The organism is Streptomyces sp. NPDC090108, from assembly GCF_044747185.1.
In the GTDB taxonomy this organism is placed as follows: Bacteria; Actinomycetota; Actinomycetes; order Streptomycetales; family Streptomycetaceae; genus Streptomyces.
The window spans coordinates 102,081-116,786 of record NZ_JBIVDQ010000009.1 but is presented as its reverse complement, the minus strand read 5'-3'; the positions used below and the strand labels follow the sequence as shown (position 1 = coordinate 116,786).

Genomic DNA, 14,706 nt, shown 5'->3' with positions numbered 1-14,706 from the left:
AGTACCGTGGGGGGCGATTGGTGACACCGCACGTGTCTGTGTCATCATCTGCACGCACCGTTCGCGCGCTCGCGGGAATGGTTGTGCTGGAGGCGTCGCCTAGTCCGGTCTATGGCGCCGCACTGCTAATGCGGTTTGGGGCTTACCCCCCATCGAGGGTTCAAATCCCTCCGCCTCCGCACCTCGATCCGAAGCCCCGGTCCCCAGGACCGGGGCTTCGGTGTTCTCCGCCTCGGATTCCCTCGTGCCCCACGAGTGATCTCCCGTGTCTTCCGTGGGTCTTCCGCGGCACCGGCCCGTTGCGTCCCGCCGCCGCGCACCCGTGCGGCCGGATCTGCGTTTTTGCAGGTCACAAGGGGTGTGTGGATCGGATTTCACATGGCGGCGGCAGTCATGTAATGTTCTTCCTGTCGCCGGGACGGGCCGAAAGGGCCGGAAACAAAGACAAAAACAAAAGAACAAGCACTCGTAGCTTAACGGATAGAGCATCTGACTACGGATCAGAAGGTTGCAGGTTCGAATCCTGCCGAGTGCACAGCAGACCGAAGGCCCCGGAGAGATCCGGGGCCTTCGGTGTTTCCGGGAACGGATCTCCGGCCGGGCCGCGATCTCTCCGCCCGGTTCCTGATCCCCGCCGGGCGAAAGGGAATCCGCCGGCCGTTCGCGAGCGCGCCCCCGCGGTCAATTCCCCGCCGCCGACCCCGTCCTCGTCTCTGTCGCCGTCCCCGTTCCCGTCCCTGTCACCATCCACGTCCTGGCGAGCTCCGCGACCCAGGCGGCCGCCGCGTCCGGGGTGGCCGGGGGCGCGCCGACGACCACGCATTCCGTGACCCCCGCGGCGGCGAGGGCGGGCAGGTCCTCCGGAGTGGCGTCGGCCGGTGCCACGGCGACCGTGAACCCGTCGAAGGAGCGCCCGAGGCGGGCGCACTCGGCGGCGAGGGACGCGACGTGCGCGCCGGTCTCGGCCACCGCGACGCCGAAGCCGTACCAGCCGTCGGCGAGCGCGGCCGCGCGGCGCAGGGCGACGGCGCCGTTGCCTCCGGCCACGACCGGGAGCCGGCCGCCGCGCACCGGCTTCGGGTTGACGCGGATCGCGTCGAAGCGCGTGAACTCCCCCGCGAAGGAGGCCGGATCCTCGCTCCACAGGACGCGCATCGCGGCGAGGTACTCCTCGGTCCGCCGTCCGCGCCCGGCGAAGGGGACGCCGAGCGCCTCGAACTCCTCCGCCGACCAGCCGACCCCGAAACCGAGGCTGAACCGCCCGGCCGAGAGCACGTCGAGCGTGGCGGCCTGCTTGGCGATCACGACCGGGTTGTGCTCGGGCAACAGGAGCACGCCGGTGGCGAGTTCGATCCGGCTGGTGACCGCCGCCGCGTAGGTCAGGGCGAGCAGGGGGTCCAGCCAGTCCGCGTCCGCGGGCACGGCGATCCGGCCGTCGGCGGAGTAGGGGTAACGGGAGGCGGGCGCGTCCACGAGCACCACGTGCTCGCCGCACCACAGCCGTGCGAAACCGTGCGCCTCCGCGGCCGTGGCCACCGCCCGGACGATCTCCGGACGGGCACCGTCGCCGATGCCGAGCGCGTGCAGGCCCAGTCGCATCCGCTACCTCCTGCCGCCAGCCTAGGGTCGCGGGGCCGGCGCCGCGCGGGGAGACGGGCGGGGGTGTCGGCCGGGCGAGCCGGGTGCGAGCCGGGTGTTTCCCCGGAGCCGGGCGGGCCGGGCGTGAGCCGGGTGTCCCCCTGAGCCGGGCGGGCTGGGCGTGAGCCGGGTGTCCCCCTGAGCCGTGCGGGCTGGGCGTGAGCCGGGTGTCCCCCTGAGCCGTGCGAGCTGAGTGTGAGCCGGGTGTCCCTCGGAGCCGGGCGGGCCGGCCGTAAGCCGGGTGTCCCCCTGAGCCGGGCGTGAGCCAGGTGTCCCCGGAGCCGGGCGGGCCGGGCGGTCGGTGGTCTTCCTGAGGCGGGCGGGGCCTGGGATATTCGGATGTGGACGTCTCGGCCCGGGAGACGGATTGCTTGGGGGTGCCCATGAGTCTGCACGACGAGGGACACACGATCGCCGGCTGGACCGGCTTCGCTGTCGCCACAGCCGGAACCGGCCTGCTGGGGGCGGGGGTGTGTACGACCTCCTGGCCACTGGCCGTGGTGGGCCTGGTGCTCGCCGGGGTGAGCGTCCTGGTCACCTGGGCCCTCCACCTCTCCGGCTGGGGAAAACCGCCGGGAGTGCGGTCCCGGGGCCAGTGGGGGATGCGGGCACGGGACACCGGCGCCCGCGCAGGACACCCGGGCTGCGTGTCCTGCCGCCTGGCGGGCCGAGGAGCCCCGCCCGAACACCCGGGCCCGCTGAGCGCGAGCCCGGGGGCGTCTTCCGATGAATCGATACCTCTGTCCCCTATCGAGTGAATGCGCCTTCCCTGAAGGAAAGTTGGGGATCTTGCGTCCCTAGCTTCCGGGGTGGAGGTGATGCTCGATGTACGAGCAGGACGACGCGTGGTCGGGGCGGAAACAGGACGTGATCGAGATCGACGACTTCGTGTTCGCGGCCACGGGAGCCCGCGTGCGGAGGCTGACCACGCCGGACGGTGAGCACTGGTTCCCGGCAGTGGACGTGGCCGTGAACCTCGGTTACGCGAACACGCGGCAAGCCGTGCTGTGGCATGTCGCAGCCGAGAGCCAGCAGTCTCTCGAAGATCTTGCCCGAAGCGTCTATGGAGTGGACGCTTCGAGCAAAGTCGCAGGTCATGGCCTGAAAAGATCGATGCGTATGGTGAATCTGCGTGGCCTGATCACTCTCATCAACGGCTGTACGAAGCCGGAGTGCGCACCCTTCAAAGCCTGGGTCTCCGAAGTGATCGAGACCGTCCAGCGTGAAGGTTCCTACACGCTCCGGACCGCCCCCATGCAGCCCGCCCCCACCGGTGGAACCGCCTACCTCATGCCCCAGGAGGTCGCCGACGCGATCGTCCGGCTGGAGGAGAGGAACATCCGGGCGGACGAGGCGCTCGCGGTCGCGGATCTCCAGCGGATCGAGGAGACGCGCCGCACCAACGCGGAACTGGGCCGCGGCAACGAGCGTCTCGGCGCCATCGGCGCCCGCGTCGGCGGCGTCCAGGACGTCCTCGTACGTATCGCCGACACCCTCGACCTCATCGCTGAGCGGTTGCGGCCCCCGACACCTGCACCGGCACCGACACCGACACCTGCACCGGCACCCGCTCGGGCCCCCGCGCCTCAGCCTCCGCCGGTCCCGCCCCCGGTGATGAACGCCCAGCTGCTGCTCGCGGTCTGGAGGGAGCGGAATCTGGTCGTCACCGAGGACGTCCACGCGGTTGCGGCCTGTCTCGCCCCGGCGCTGGTGCGCGGGCCGGTGCCCTGCCGGCTGGAGGAGGTCGCCGAGCGGACCGGGCTGACGCTCGAGCGGGTGCACGACTGCCTGCGCATGCTGATCAAGCGGGGCTGCATGCGGCAGGTGGGGAGCGCGGCGGACGGGATGCCGGTGTACGCCCTGCCGTAGGGGCTGCCTCTACGCTCACGGGTGATGGCACACATGTGGAGATGTTCCGGACAGCGCTGGTCGACCGGCGGGCCCGTGCTGCTCTGGGACGGGGGGCGGCGCAGCGTGCTGACCCGGGGGAAGCGGGTCGCTTTCGCGGTCGCGGACGGATCGGCGCGGCGGTGCGTGGGCGCGCGGGGACACGCGTGCCCGGTGGTGGCCGCGGTGCCGGGGCGGAGCACCGGGGCGCGGTGCGAGGAGTGCGCGCGGCTGGACCGGGCGCACTCCGTGGCCGCCGACACGATCGCGGACGACCCCCGGCCCTACCGTGTCTACCTCGCCTGGTTCGGCCCCGGCCTGGTCAAGGTCGGCATCACGGCCCTGGAACGCGGTCCGGCACGCCTGCTGGAACAGGGTGCCGTGTGTTTCAGCTGGCTGGGCACCGGTCCGCTGATGGCGGCCCGGCGCACCGAGGAACTGCTCCGGGCCGCCCTCCAGGTCCCGGACCGGATCCCGTACGCCGTGAAGCGGGCGGTGCGCTCCGCCCTGCCGGCCACGGAAGCCGAACGCGCCGCGGAGATCGAGGAGTTGCACACGCGGGCCGTCGCCCTCGGCGGCTGGCCCGAGTCGCTCACCCGCGAACCCTGCCAAGTCGTCGACCATGTGGGTGTGTTCGGGATCACCGGCGCGGATCCGGCCGTCGGCGGCGTGGTGGAACTCCTGCCGGGCGGCCGCGTGAGCGGCGAGCTGGTCGCCGCCGCCGGACCCGATCTGCATCTCGCCGTCGCCGGAAGGGGCGTCGTCGTCCTCGACACCCGCCTGCTGACCGGCTGGGAGCTGACGCCGCTGGACTCACCGGAAGGTGAAATCACCGTGCCGATCAGGGAGTTCAAGAAGGAGCAGGAAGGACTCTTCTGACGGCGCGCGCGGGAGCCGCGCCCGTTCCCGGGTGCTTCCTGGGAGCCGCCTGTGCCTTTCTCAGGAAAATCACAGACGGAGGAAAGTCTCTTCTCAGAGGTCGCCGACAAGGTGTGCACCATGACGACGACCTCCCCCCAAGGGCGCACCGAACTGCTGAGGCCGGACGGAAGCCCCGTCCGCGTGCTGGTGGTGGACGACGAGCTGTCGATCACCGAACTGCTGAGCATGGCTCTGCGGTACGAGGGCTGGCAGATCAGGAGCGCGGGGGACGGGCAGGGCGCCGTGCAGGCGGCACGCGAGTTCCGGCCCGACGCCGTCGTGCTGGACATGATGCTGCCCGACATGGACGGACTGGCGGTGCTCGGCCGGCTCCGCCGTGAACTGCCCGACGTGCCCGTGCTGTTCCTGACCGCGAAGGACGCGGTGGAGGACCGGATCGCCGGGCTCACCGCGGGCGGCGACGACTACGTCACCAAGCCGTTCAGCCTGGAGGAGGTCGTGGCCCGGCTGCGCGGGCTGATCCGCCGGGCCGGGGCGGCGGACCGCCGCTCGGAGTCCGTGCTCGTGGTGGGCGACCTGACCCTGGACGAGGACAGCCACGAGGTGTGGCGGGCCGGGGTGGGCATCCATCTCACCGCCACCGAGTTCGAGCTGCTGCGCTTCCTCATGCGCAACCCCCGCCGGGTGCTCAGCAAGGCGCAGATCCTGGACCGGGTGTGGTCCTACGACTTCGGCGGCCAGGCCAATGTCGTCGAGCTGTACATCTCCTATCTGCGCAGGAAGATCGACGCCGGCCGGGAGCCGATGATCCACACCCGGCGCGGCGCGGGGTACCTGATCAAGCCCGCCGTGGCATGAGCGGCCGGCGCCGGCCGCACGCGCGCGTGCGGCGGGCGGGTCAGCCGCGCACCCTGCGGACACGGCTCGTCGTCGCGTCCGTGACGCTCATCGCCGTGGTGTGCGCGGTGATCGGCAGCGTGACCACGCTGGCCCTGCGCTCCCATCTGTACGAGCAGCTGGACGGGGGACTGCACGAGGCCGGTAAGCGGGTGTCCGGGCGGTTCGCCCCGCCCGGACAGGGCGGTCCGGCCGCGCCGGACATCGGGCGGAGCGGCCGGTTCGGCGGGGAGAAGACCCTGTCCGACTTCGTCACCCGCGGCCCGCAGCCGCAGTTCACCGTCGTGGCCCGGGTCGTGGACGGCCGTGCCGCCGAGGGAGTGCTCGGCTTCAAGTCGACCGCCACCCTGCAGATGAAGCCCAAGGTTCTCGGCGGCACCCAGCTGACCGCGCTCGGCTCCGTCCCGCACGACGACGACGCGCACACCGTGGACGTGCCCGGACTGGGCTCCTACCGGGTGACGTACGCCCACGGACCGAACGGCGACTTCTACGTCGGCATCCCCACCAAGGACACCGACGGAACCATCAGCACCCTGATCCTCATAGAGGTCAGTGTCACCGTCGCGGCGCTCGTCGCCGCCGGGATCGCCGGCACCGTCATCGTCGGCGTGGCCACCCGCCCCCTGCGCAGGGTCGCCGCCACCGCCGGCCGTGTCTCCGAACTCCCCCTGCACAGCGGCGAGGTGAACCTCAGCGAGCGCGTCCCGGAGGCGGAGTGCGATCCGCACACGGAGGTCGGCCGGGTCGGCGCCGCGCTCAACCGCATGCTGGACCACGTCCACGACGCCCTGCACGCCCGGCAGCGCAGCGAGACGCGCGTCCGGCAGTTCGTCGCCGACGCCAGTCACGAGCTGCGCACCCCGCTCGCCTCCATCCGGGGCTACGCCGAGCTGACCCGGCGCGGCCGCGAACAGGTCGGCCCGGACACCCGGCACGCGCTCGGCCGTATCGAGTCCGAGGCGGCCCGGATGACCCTCCTGGTCGAGGACCTGCTGCTGCTCGCCCGGCTGGACGCGGGACGGCCGCTGCGGTTCGAGCGGACCGACCTGGTGCCGCTGCTCGTGGACACCGTCAGCGACGCCCGCGCCGCCGGAACGGCCCACACCTGGCGGCTCGACCTGCCCGACGAACCGGCGCTCGTGCTCGCCGACGCGGCCCGGCTCCAGCAGGTGCTGGTGAACCTGCTGGCCAACGCCCGTACCCACACCCCGCCCGGGACGACCGTCACCGCGCGCGTGCGGCGGCACGGTCCGTGGCTGTGCGCCGACGTCGAGGACAACGGGCCGGGCATCCCGGCCGGGCTGCTGCCGCATGTCTTCGAGCGGTTCGCGCGCGGAGACTCCGCGCGTTCCCGTGCCACCGGTTCCACCGGTCTGGGGCTCGCCATCGTGCGGGCCGTCGCCGCCGCGCACGGTGGCTCGGTGACGGTGGAGAGCGTCCCGGGCCGTACGGCGTTCTCCGTGCGCCTGCCCTCGCTCGACGGCGCCGCCGGCCCGGCGGGCACCACCACGGACGCCGTTGACGCGTCGGGCACCTGGGATGCGGTGGGCGTCATGGGTGCCATGGGTGCCCCAGGTGTCCCAGATACCTCGGGTGCCTCAAGTGCCTCGGGTGTCATGGGCGCCGCGGGCCCGGCCGTGGCCGCCCGCGGGACGGCCGGCGCGGCCGGTGACGCGGACCGGTAACTCGACTCACAGGCACGGCACAGCGTCACCACACGGGCACGACAGGCCACTTGAGAAGAGTCGGTCCCATGCGAACCGACTCTTCTCCCGGCACCCTGCCGGCGCGGGAGCATCTCCCGGCCACAGACGCCGGCACGCCCGTCCTGGATGTGGTGATCCCCGTCTACAACGAGGAGAAGGACCTCCGGCCGTGTGTGCGCAGACTGCACGAGCACCTCGCGCGGACCTTCCCGTACGCCTTCCGCATCACGGTCGCGGACAACGCGTCCACGGACGCCACCCCGCGGGTCGCGGCCCTGCTGGCGGCCGAGATCCCCGAGGTCCGGTGCTTCCGGCTGGAGCAGAAGGGCCGCGGCCGCGCCCTCAGGACCGTGTGGTCCGCCTCCGAGGCACCGGTCCTCGCGTACATGGACGTCGACCTGTCCACCGACCTCAACGCCCTGCTCCCGCTGGTCGCGCCGCTGATCTCGGGCCACTCGGACCTGGCGATCGGCTCCCGGCTCGCGCCCGCCTCGCGGGTCGTGCGCGGCCCGAAGCGCGAGTTCATCAGCCGGACCTACAACCTGATCCTGCGCGGCTCGCTCCAGGCACGCTTCTCCGACGCGCAGTGCGGCTTCAAGGCGATCCGGCGCGAGGTGGCCCAGGTGCTGCTGCCGCTGGTGGAGGACTCCGGCTGGTTCTTCGACACCGAGATGCTGGTGCTGGCCGAGCGGGCGGGGCTGCGCATCCACGAGGTGCCCGTCGACTGGGTCGACGACCCGGACTCCACCGTCCACATCGTGCGCACCGCGACCGACGACCTCAGGGGCGTGTGGCGGGTCGGGCGGGCGCTGACCTCCGGCTCGCTCCCGCTGGACCGGCTCGCCCGGCCCTTCGGCGACGACCCGCGCGACCGTGAGATCCAGGACGTGCCGCGGGGCCTGGCCCGCCAGCTCGTCGGGTTCTGCGTGGTCGGCGGCCTGTCGACCCTGTTCTATCTGCTCCTCTACAGCGGCTTCCGGCACTTCTGCGGATCGCAGACCGCCAACGCGCTCGCCCTGCTGGTCTCCGCGGTCGCCAACACGGCCGCCAACCGCCGCCTCACCTTCGGGGTGCGCGGCCGGGGCGGTGCCGTACGGCACCAGGCGCAGGGCCTGGTGGTCTTCGCCATCGGGCTCGCCCTGACCAGCGGCTCGCTCGCCGCCCTGAACACGGCCACCGCGCGTCCCGCCCACTCCACCGAGCTGGGCGTGCTCGTCGCGGCCAACCTCGCCGCGACCGTCCTGCGCTTCCTGCTCTTCCGCGCCTGGGTCTTCCCGGACAGCGCCGGCCGCGGCCCCGAGGTGCCGCAGGCCCATCAGGCGCAGAAAGCCCATCAGGCGCATCAGGCGCATCAGACGCATCAGGCCCAACAGGCCCAACAGGCCCCGCAGGTCCCGTACATCCCGGCCATGCCGGCCCGCGCGGCGAACCCGCCGTACGTCCACGACACCGACCAGAGGGACCCCCGATGACCACCCACTACGACTCCCCGGCCCCGCACGGCGGCGTGCCCGCACCGGCGCCGCCGTCCCCGGCCGCCGCCGCGTCCGGCGGCACCGGGCGGAGGTCCGTCGTGCACGGGCTGTGGCGCGGCCGCCCCGAGGACCCGGTCGGGGTGCGCCCGGCCTTTCTCGGCCTGCTGGCCGCCACGCTCCTGCTCTACCTGTACGACCTCTCCGCCTCCGGCTGGTCCAACTCCTTCTACACGGCGGCCGTGCAGGCGGGCAGCACGTCCTGGAAGGCGTTCTTCTTCGGCTCGCTGGACGGGGGCAACGCCATCACCGTCGACAAGCCCTCGGCGTTCCTGTGGCCCATGGAGCTGTCGGTCAGGATCTTCGGCCTGAACACCTGGGCGCTGCTGGTGCCCGAGGTCCTCATGGGCGTCGGCACGGTGGCCGTCGTGTACGCCGGGGTACGCCGCCGGTCCGGTCCGGTGGCCGGTCTGGTCGCGGGCGCGGTCCTCGCGCTCACCCCGGTCGCGGCGCTGATGTTCCGGTTCGACAACCCGGACGCGATGCTCGCCCTGCTGATGTCGCTGGCCTGCTACTTCGTCGTCCGCGCGGTCGAGGACGGCCGGACGAGGTGGCTGGTGTGGGCCGGCGTGGCCATCGGCTTCGCGTTCCTCGCCAAGACCCTCCAGGCCTTCCTGATCCTGCCGCCGCTGGCCCTGGTGTACGCCTTCTGCGCTCCGGTGCGGCCGCTCAGGCGGCTGGTCCAGCTGGGACTCGCGACCCTCGCGCTCGTGGTCTCCGGCGGCTGGTGGGTCGCGGTGGTCGAGCTGTGGCCGGCCTCCTCGCGGCCGTACGTCGGAGGCTCGCAGCACAACAGCTTCCTGGAGCTGACCTTCGGCTACAACGGCCTCGGCCGGATCAGCGGCGACGAGACCGGAAGCGTCGGTGGCGGTGGCGGTGGCCGCGGCGGCGGCTGGGGCGAGACCGGCTGGGACCGGATGTTCGGCGCCGAGGTCGGCGCCCAGATCTCCTGGCTGATCCCGGCCGCGCTGATCCTGCTGGCCGCGGGCCTGTGGGCGACGCGCGGACTGCGGCGGGCGTCCGTCACGCGCGCCTCGTTCCTGGTGTGGGGCGGCTCGATGCTGATCACGATGGCGGTGTTCAGCTACATGGCGGGCATCTTCCACCAGTACTACACGGTGGCCCTCGCCCCCTACGTCGCCGCCGTGATCGGCATGGGCGCCGGTCTGCTGTGGGAGCGGCGGGCGCAGACCTGGGCCGCCCTCACGCTGGCGGCCTCCGCGGTGGCCGCGGCCGTGTGGGGGTACGTCCTGCTGGAGCGCACCTCGGACTACCTGCCGTGGCTGCGCCTGCCGGTGCTGGCCGGCGGCCTCCTGGCGGCGCTGGGGCTGGTCTTCGCCGGCCGGCTCTCCCGGCCCCTCGCCCTCGCCACCGCGTCGGTGGCGCTCGTGACCGCGCTGGCCGGTCCGACGGCGTTCACGCTGAGCACGGTGGCCTCCGCGCACACCGGGTCCATTCCTACGGCGGGCCCGGCGGGCGCGAGCACGATGGGCTTCGGCGGCGGCCGTCCCGGCGGCGGACGCGGCGGGACGCGGGGCGGCTTCGGCGGCGGCATGCAGGGCCAGGGCAACGGGAACGGGAACGGCAACGGCAATGCCAACGGGGGCATGCCCGCGCCGGGCCAGGGCCTCCCGGGCGGCGGGACGCCCGGGCAGAACGGTGCACCGCAGGGCCAGGGCCAGGGCAACGGCCGGACGGGCGGATTCCCCGGCGGCGGCTTCCCGGGCGGCGCGTTCCCCGGCGAGGGCGGACGCGGCGGCGGCCTCGGCGGTCTGCTGGACGGCGCGAAGGTCTCCGCCGCGGCGAAGAAGCTGCTGGAGAAGGACGCCGGGCACTACACCTGGGCCGGCGCGTCCGTCGGCTCCCAGAACGCCGCGAGCTACCAGCTGGCCACCGGTGACCCGGTGATGGCGATCGGCGGCTTCAACGGGACCGACCCGTCCCCGACGCTCGCCGAGTTCAAGAAGTACGTGACCGACGGACGGATCCACTACTTCATCTCCGGCGGCGGCATGGGCGGCGGCATGGGCATGGGCGAACGCGGCCGGAGCGGCGGCAGCGGCACCGCATCGGCGATCACCTCCTGGGTGGAGAAGAACTTCACGAAGGTGACGGCCGGTCCGGCCACGTTCTACGACCTGACCCGGCCCTCCGGAAGCTGACGCCCGGGGCCGGCTCCCCGGCCTGCCCCACTCCGGCCGGGCACCCGAAAATGTGCCGTACACCGTATAGGAAGTCCTATACGGTGTACGGCATGTCGACCGCGTCCCCTTCCCTCGGCTCCTCCGAGGCCTCCGGCCCCGGCCCCTCCGGCCACCCCCGGCGCTGGCTGATCCTCGGCGTGATCTGCCTGGCCCAGCTGACCGTCCTGCTGGACAACACCGTCCTGAACGTGGCCATCCCCTCGCTGACCCGCGCGCTGCACGCGTCCACCTCCGACATCCAGTGGATGATCAACGCCTACTCCCTGGTGCAGTCGGGCCTGCTGCTCACCGCGGGGAGCGCCGCGGACCGGTACGGCCGCAAGAAGATGCTGATCGCGGGGCTGACCCTGTTCGGGCTCGGTTCGCTGGCGGCCGGACTGGCCGGTACCACCGCCCAGTTGATCGCCGCGCGGGCCGGCATGGGCGTCGGCGGGGCGCTGCTGCTGACCACCACGCTCGCCGTGGCGATGCAGATCTTCGCGCCCGCGGAACAGCCGAAGGCGATCGGCGTCTGGAGCGCGGTGAACTCGCTGGGCTTCGCGGCCGGCCCGCTCATCGGCGGCTTCGTGCTGGACCACTTCTCCTGGGGCGCGGTCTTCCTGGTCAACCTCCCGGTGGCGGTGCTGGGCGTGGCCGCGGCGGTGGTGTTCGTGCCGGAGTCGAAGAACCCGCCCGCGGACGGGTCCCGCCCCGACCTGCCCGGCGCGCTGCTGTCGACGGTCGGCATGGCCACGCTGGTGTTCGCGGTCATCTCCGGACCGCGGCACGGCTGGACCTCGCCGCGGGTGCTCGGCGCCGCGTGCGCGGCCGTGGTGGTGCTCGCCGTCTTCGCGCTGTGGGAGCGGCGGACCGCGGAGCCGATGGTCGACGTCCAGTTCTTCCGCGACCGCAGGTTCACCGGCGCGGTCGCCGGAGCCGTGCTCATCACCTTCGGGATGGGCGGGGCGCTGTTCCTGCTGACCCAGCACCTGCAGTTGGTGCTCGGGTACGGCCCGCTGGAGGCGGGGCTGCGCACGGCCCCGCTGGCCCTGTCGGTCGTCCTGCTCAACTTCACCGGCGTGTCCGCGAAGTGGGCGGCGCGGCTGGGGACGCCGGTGGCGATCGGGCTGGGCATGGCGCTGATGGCCTGCGGCCTGGTGTCCATCGCGGAGCTGGACTCCGCCGGGTACGCGGGCACGCTGCTCGGGCTGGTGCTCATCGGTGTCGGATGCGCGGTCGCCAACCCCGCGATGGCCCACGCCATCATGAGCGCGATCCCGCCGGAGAAGGCGGGGGTCGGGGCCGGGATCAACGGCACCGTCGCCGAGTTCGGCAACGGCCTCGGCGTGGCCGTCCTGGGCGCGGTGCTCAGTTCCTCCGTCGCCTCGGGGAAGTCCCTCGCGTCCGGGCTCGGGGCCGGGCAGCTGGTGGGCGCCGTCGCCGTGCTGCTCGGCGGGCTGCTGGCGGCGGGTCTGCTGCGGCGCGCGGAGCGCGCGGCCGTCTGAGAGCGGGGGAACGGACGCGGGCCGACCGTGGCCGGTAGCGCGGTTCCCCCGGCCCCCCGGCCTGCGCCTAGCATCGTGAGGAGTGGCCGGAGTTCCAGGAGGGTGCGTCGATGGCGAAGGCGGACGGGCGGCCGGCGCGGGACAGCGTCTGGCTCGAGGGCAAGGAGCGGCGCGGCGGACGCGGGGGACAGCCGTCCGGGCTGGACCGGGACCGGATCACCTCGGTGTCCGTACGGCTGCTGGACACCGAGGGGCTGGAGAAGTTCTCCATGCGGCGCCTCGCCGGCGAGCTGGACGTCACCGCGATGTCCCTGTACTGGTACGTCGACACCAAGGACGATCTGCTCGAACTCGCCCTGGACGCCGCCTTCGGGGAGCTGCCGCTGCCGGACCTGGAGGACGCGGACGCCGACTGGCGGGAGCAGTTGCGGGCCCTGGCGGCCGAGTACCGGGCGCTGCTGGCGCGGCACTCCTGGCTGTCCCCGCTCGCCGGGCGCTACCTCAACATCGGCCCGAACTCCCTGGCCTTCTCCCGGGTGGTCCAGCGGGTGGTGCGCCGCGCGGGGCTGCCCGCGCACGGGGTGACGGGGGCCATCTCGGCCGTCTTCCAGTTCGTCTACGGCTTCGGCACGATCGAGGGCCACTTCTTCGCCCGGATCGCGGACACCGGGCTGAGCGCCGACGAGTTCCACCGGCAGGCCATGGAGCTGGTGTCCGAGGCACCGGGATCCGCCGAGGTGTTCCGTGAGTCGGAGGACCTGATGGCGGCCCGGGGCGGGGACACGGTCGCGGAGATGCTGGACCGCGACTTCGCCTTCGCCCTGGACCTGCTGATCGCCGGCATCGAGGCGATGGTCGCCCGCGGCTGACCGGGGCTGACCGCGACTGACCCGCGGCCTGCCGCCGCCCGCCGCCGGGCCCCGCGCACCCGCCGCCGGCCTCCGCCCGTCCGCCGGCGCCCGCCCGCCGCTACTCCTGCTCGGCGAGGCGGGCCGGGAACCCGCCGGTCGCCACCGGGCCCCACTTCTCCGGCGTCACCCGGACGACGGACTTGCCCTGCTTGACCATCGCCTGCCGGTACTCGTCCCAGTCGGGGTGCTCACCGGCGATGTTGCGGTAGTACTCGACCAGGGGCTCGACGGAGTCGGGGCTGTCGACGACCTCGGCGGTGCCGTCGATCTGGACCCAGGGGCCGTTCCAGTCGTCGCTCAGGACGATCAGGCTGACCCGGGGGTCCCGCCGGGCGTTGCGGGTCTTGGCGCGCTCGGGGTAGGTGGACATCACGATGCGGCCGGAGTCGTCCACGCCGCAGGTCAGCGGGGAGCCCTGGGGGCTGCCGTCGGCGCGGCGGGTGAGCAGGATCGCGCGGTGGCGGGGGCGTACGAAGTCCAGCAGTCCGTCGAGGGACACTCGGGTGTTCGTCGCGATGTGGGGTGCCATGGCCGCAGCGTAGAACGCGCGGGACCCGGTCCGCCCGATCCCGCTGTGCGTACGACCGGCACGTCACCCCTGGGTGTCTCCCCCGGGCCCGCCGTCCCCGCGGCCGCCGCTCACCCGGAGCCCGCCGCCCCCCGGGCCGGGCCGCCGCACGCGGGGCGGCGCGGTCCGAGGGGCGGGTGGTTCAGGCGGTGGGCAGGGAGTCGCCCTGGACCGCCTGGATGTCCAGCTCGACCCGGAGGGTCGTGCCGATGGCGGCGATGCCGGCCTGGAGGATCTGGTTGTAGTTCATCGCGAAGTCCTCGCGGTGGAGTTCGGCGGTGGCGCGGAAGGCGGCGCGGGTGCCGCCCCAGGGGTCGGCGCCGGTGCCGAGGTAGGCCAGGTCCAGGTCGACCGGGCGGACGACGCCGTGCATCGACAGCTCGCCGTGCACGGTCCAGCGGTCGGGGCCCGCCTGGGTCAGCTCGCCGCCCCGGTAGGTGATCTCCGGGTGCTGTTCGACGTCCAGGAAGTCGGCGGACCGCAGATGCGTGTCGCGCATCGCGTTGCCGGTGTCGATGGTCGCGGCCCGGATCACCGCGTCCACCCGGGACCCGGCGAGGTCACCGGGCGCGATCTCGATCGTGCCGCCGAACTCGGTGAACCGGCCGCGCACGCTGGAGATGCCCAGGTGCTGGGCGACGGCGGCGACGGAGGAGTGCGCCGGGTCGATGGTCCAGGTGCCGGGCGGGGGCAGTTCGGTGCCGCCCTGCCGGGCCAGGGTCACCGTGCCGACCTCGGCGCGGCCGCTCGCGGTGACGATCGCGCTGGAGGCCGCGGGCGCGTAGCCCACGGCGGTCACGATCACCGTGTGGGCGCCGGGCGCCAGCGCGGTGGTGTCCCGCACGGTCCCCTCGGCGTCCGCCTCGGCCCGCAGCACCTGCGATCCGGTCGCGTCGGTCACCGTGACGACCGCGTGCGACACGGCCCAACCGTCCCGGGTGCGGATTCTCGCGGTCAGTCCCATCCCGTATCTCCCTGTAAAAGCACAAAAATT

At 73.1% G+C, this 14,706-nt stretch carries 12 protein-coding genes and 2 tRNA genes; 11 read left to right on the top strand and 3 right to left on the bottom strand.

From position 1 onward, the window contains the following. Positions 1-88 precede the first annotated feature (88 nt). Together ACIPRD_RS28725 and ACIPRD_RS28720 are read left to right on the top strand one after the other, a co-directional pair. Positions 89-179: transfer RNA gene (locus ACIPRD_RS28725), tRNA-Ser, on the top strand. 283 nt (positions 180-462) lie between these two features. Then, positions 463-535, top strand: a tRNA-Arg gene (locus ACIPRD_RS28720). Positions 536-681: 146 nt separating this feature from the next. Here ACIPRD_RS28720 and ACIPRD_RS28715 read toward each other — a convergent pair. After that, entirely contained in the window at positions 682-1,599 is a 918-nt protein-coding gene (locus tag ACIPRD_RS28715) for an LLM class F420-dependent oxidoreductase (protein ID WP_401567206.1), read from the bottom strand. 422 nt (positions 1,600-2,021) lie between these two features. Between ACIPRD_RS28715 and ACIPRD_RS28710 the strand changes: the two genes are divergently transcribed. The 9 genes from ACIPRD_RS28710 (at position 2,022) to ACIPRD_RS28670 (ending at position 13,102) form a co-directional block, all read left to right on the top strand. Next, on the top strand, positions 2,022-2,396 hold the full coding sequence (locus ACIPRD_RS28710) for an HGxxPAAW family protein (RefSeq protein ID WP_401567203.1): 375 nt from the start codon (positions 2,022-2,024) through the stop codon (positions 2,394-2,396). Between the two features lie 67 nt (positions 2,397-2,463). Beyond that, positions 2,464-3,507 carry a Bro-N domain-containing protein gene (locus tag ACIPRD_RS28705; protein WP_401567201.1) on the top strand — a complete coding sequence of 348 codons (1,044 nt, stop codon included), beginning with the start codon at positions 2,464-2,466 and terminating at the stop codon, positions 3,505-3,507. A 24-nt stretch (positions 3,508-3,531) separates the two neighbouring features. Further along, positions 3,532-4,404: a DUF2797 domain-containing protein gene (locus ACIPRD_RS28700; RefSeq protein WP_401567199.1), complete on the top strand. Its 873-nt coding sequence runs from the start codon at positions 3,532-3,534 to the stop codon at positions 4,402-4,404. A 120-nt stretch (positions 4,405-4,524) separates the two neighbouring features. Continuing rightward, positions 4,525-5,265: a response regulator transcription factor gene (locus tag ACIPRD_RS28695; protein ID WP_356402260.1), complete on the top strand. Its 741-nt coding sequence runs from the start codon at positions 4,525-4,527 to the stop codon at positions 5,263-5,265. After that, a complete protein-coding gene (locus ACIPRD_RS28690) occupies positions 5,262-6,992 on the top strand; it encodes an ATP-binding protein (RefSeq protein ID WP_401567196.1) in 1,731 nt (576 codons plus the stop codon). The genes ACIPRD_RS28695 and ACIPRD_RS28690 overlap by 4 nt, the downstream gene beginning before the upstream one ends. A 68-nt stretch (positions 6,993-7,060) precedes the next feature. Beyond that, positions 7,061-8,485: a glycosyltransferase gene (locus ACIPRD_RS28685; RefSeq protein WP_401567195.1), complete on the top strand. Its 1,425-nt coding sequence runs from the start codon at positions 7,061-7,063 to the stop codon at positions 8,483-8,485. Next, the gene (locus ACIPRD_RS28680) at positions 8,482-10,707 is read left to right on the top strand and encodes an ArnT family glycosyltransferase (protein ID WP_401567192.1); all 2,226 of its coding nucleotides are present in this window, start codon (positions 8,482-8,484) and stop codon (positions 10,705-10,707) included. The genes ACIPRD_RS28685 and ACIPRD_RS28680 overlap by 4 nt, the downstream gene beginning before the upstream one ends. Before the next feature lie 92 nt (positions 10,708-10,799). Beyond that, complete coding sequence (locus ACIPRD_RS28675) at positions 10,800-12,233, top strand: MFS transporter (protein ID WP_356402268.1); 1,434 nt, start codon at positions 10,800-10,802, stop codon at positions 12,231-12,233. 110 nt (positions 12,234-12,343) lie between these two features. Beyond that, a complete protein-coding gene (locus tag ACIPRD_RS28670; RefSeq protein WP_401567189.1) occupies positions 12,344-13,102 on the top strand; it encodes a TetR/AcrR family transcriptional regulator in 759 nt (252 codons plus the stop codon). Positions 13,103-13,202: 100 nt separating this feature from the next. Here ACIPRD_RS28670 and ACIPRD_RS28665 read toward each other — a convergent pair whose 3' ends face one another. Then, positions 13,203-13,673 carry a PPOX class F420-dependent oxidoreductase gene (locus ACIPRD_RS28665; RefSeq protein WP_356402273.1) on the bottom strand — a complete coding sequence of 157 codons (471 nt, stop codon included), beginning with the start codon at positions 13,671-13,673 and terminating at the stop codon, positions 13,203-13,205. Between the two features lie 181 nt (positions 13,674-13,854). After that, positions 13,855-14,676, bottom strand: a complete 822-nt coding sequence (locus ACIPRD_RS28660; protein ID WP_356402274.1) for a YceI family protein — start codon at positions 14,674-14,676, stop codon at positions 13,855-13,857. Positions 14,677-14,706: the final 30 nt, after the last annotated feature.

Coding starts and splice junctions, on each gene's coding strand:
- ACIPRD_RS28715 (WP_401567206.1), bottom strand. CDS start 1,599: ATGCGACTGGGCCTGCACGCGCTCGGCATCGGCGACGGTGCCCGTCCG.
- ACIPRD_RS28710 (WP_401567203.1), top strand. CDS start 2,022: ATGAGTCTGCACGACGAGGGACACACGATCGCCGGCTGGACCGGCTTC.
- ACIPRD_RS28705 (WP_401567201.1), top strand. CDS start 2,464: ATGTACGAGCAGGACGACGCGTGGTCGGGGCGGAAACAGGACGTGATC.
- ACIPRD_RS28700 (WP_401567199.1), top strand. CDS start 3,532: ATGGCACACATGTGGAGATGTTCCGGACAGCGCTGGTCGACCGGCGGG.
- ACIPRD_RS28695 (WP_356402260.1), top strand. CDS start 4,525: ATGACGACGACCTCCCCCCAAGGGCGCACCGAACTGCTGAGGCCGGAC.
- ACIPRD_RS28690 (WP_401567196.1), top strand. CDS start 5,262: ATGAGCGGCCGGCGCCGGCCGCACGCGCGCGTGCGGCGGGCGGGTCAG.
- ACIPRD_RS28685 (WP_401567195.1), top strand. CDS start 7,061: ATGCGAACCGACTCTTCTCCCGGCACCCTGCCGGCGCGGGAGCATCTC.
- ACIPRD_RS28680 (WP_401567192.1), top strand. CDS start 8,482: ATGACCACCCACTACGACTCCCCGGCCCCGCACGGCGGCGTGCCCGCA.
- ACIPRD_RS28675 (WP_356402268.1), top strand. CDS start 10,800: ATGTCGACCGCGTCCCCTTCCCTCGGCTCCTCCGAGGCCTCCGGCCCC.
- ACIPRD_RS28670 (WP_401567189.1), top strand. CDS start 12,344: ATGGCGAAGGCGGACGGGCGGCCGGCGCGGGACAGCGTCTGGCTCGAG.
- ACIPRD_RS28665 (WP_356402273.1), bottom strand. CDS start 13,673: ATGGCACCCCACATCGCGACGAACACCCGAGTGTCCCTCGACGGACTG.
- ACIPRD_RS28660 (WP_356402274.1), bottom strand. CDS start 14,676: ATGGGACTGACCGCGAGAATCCGCACCCGGGACGGTTGGGCCGTGTCG.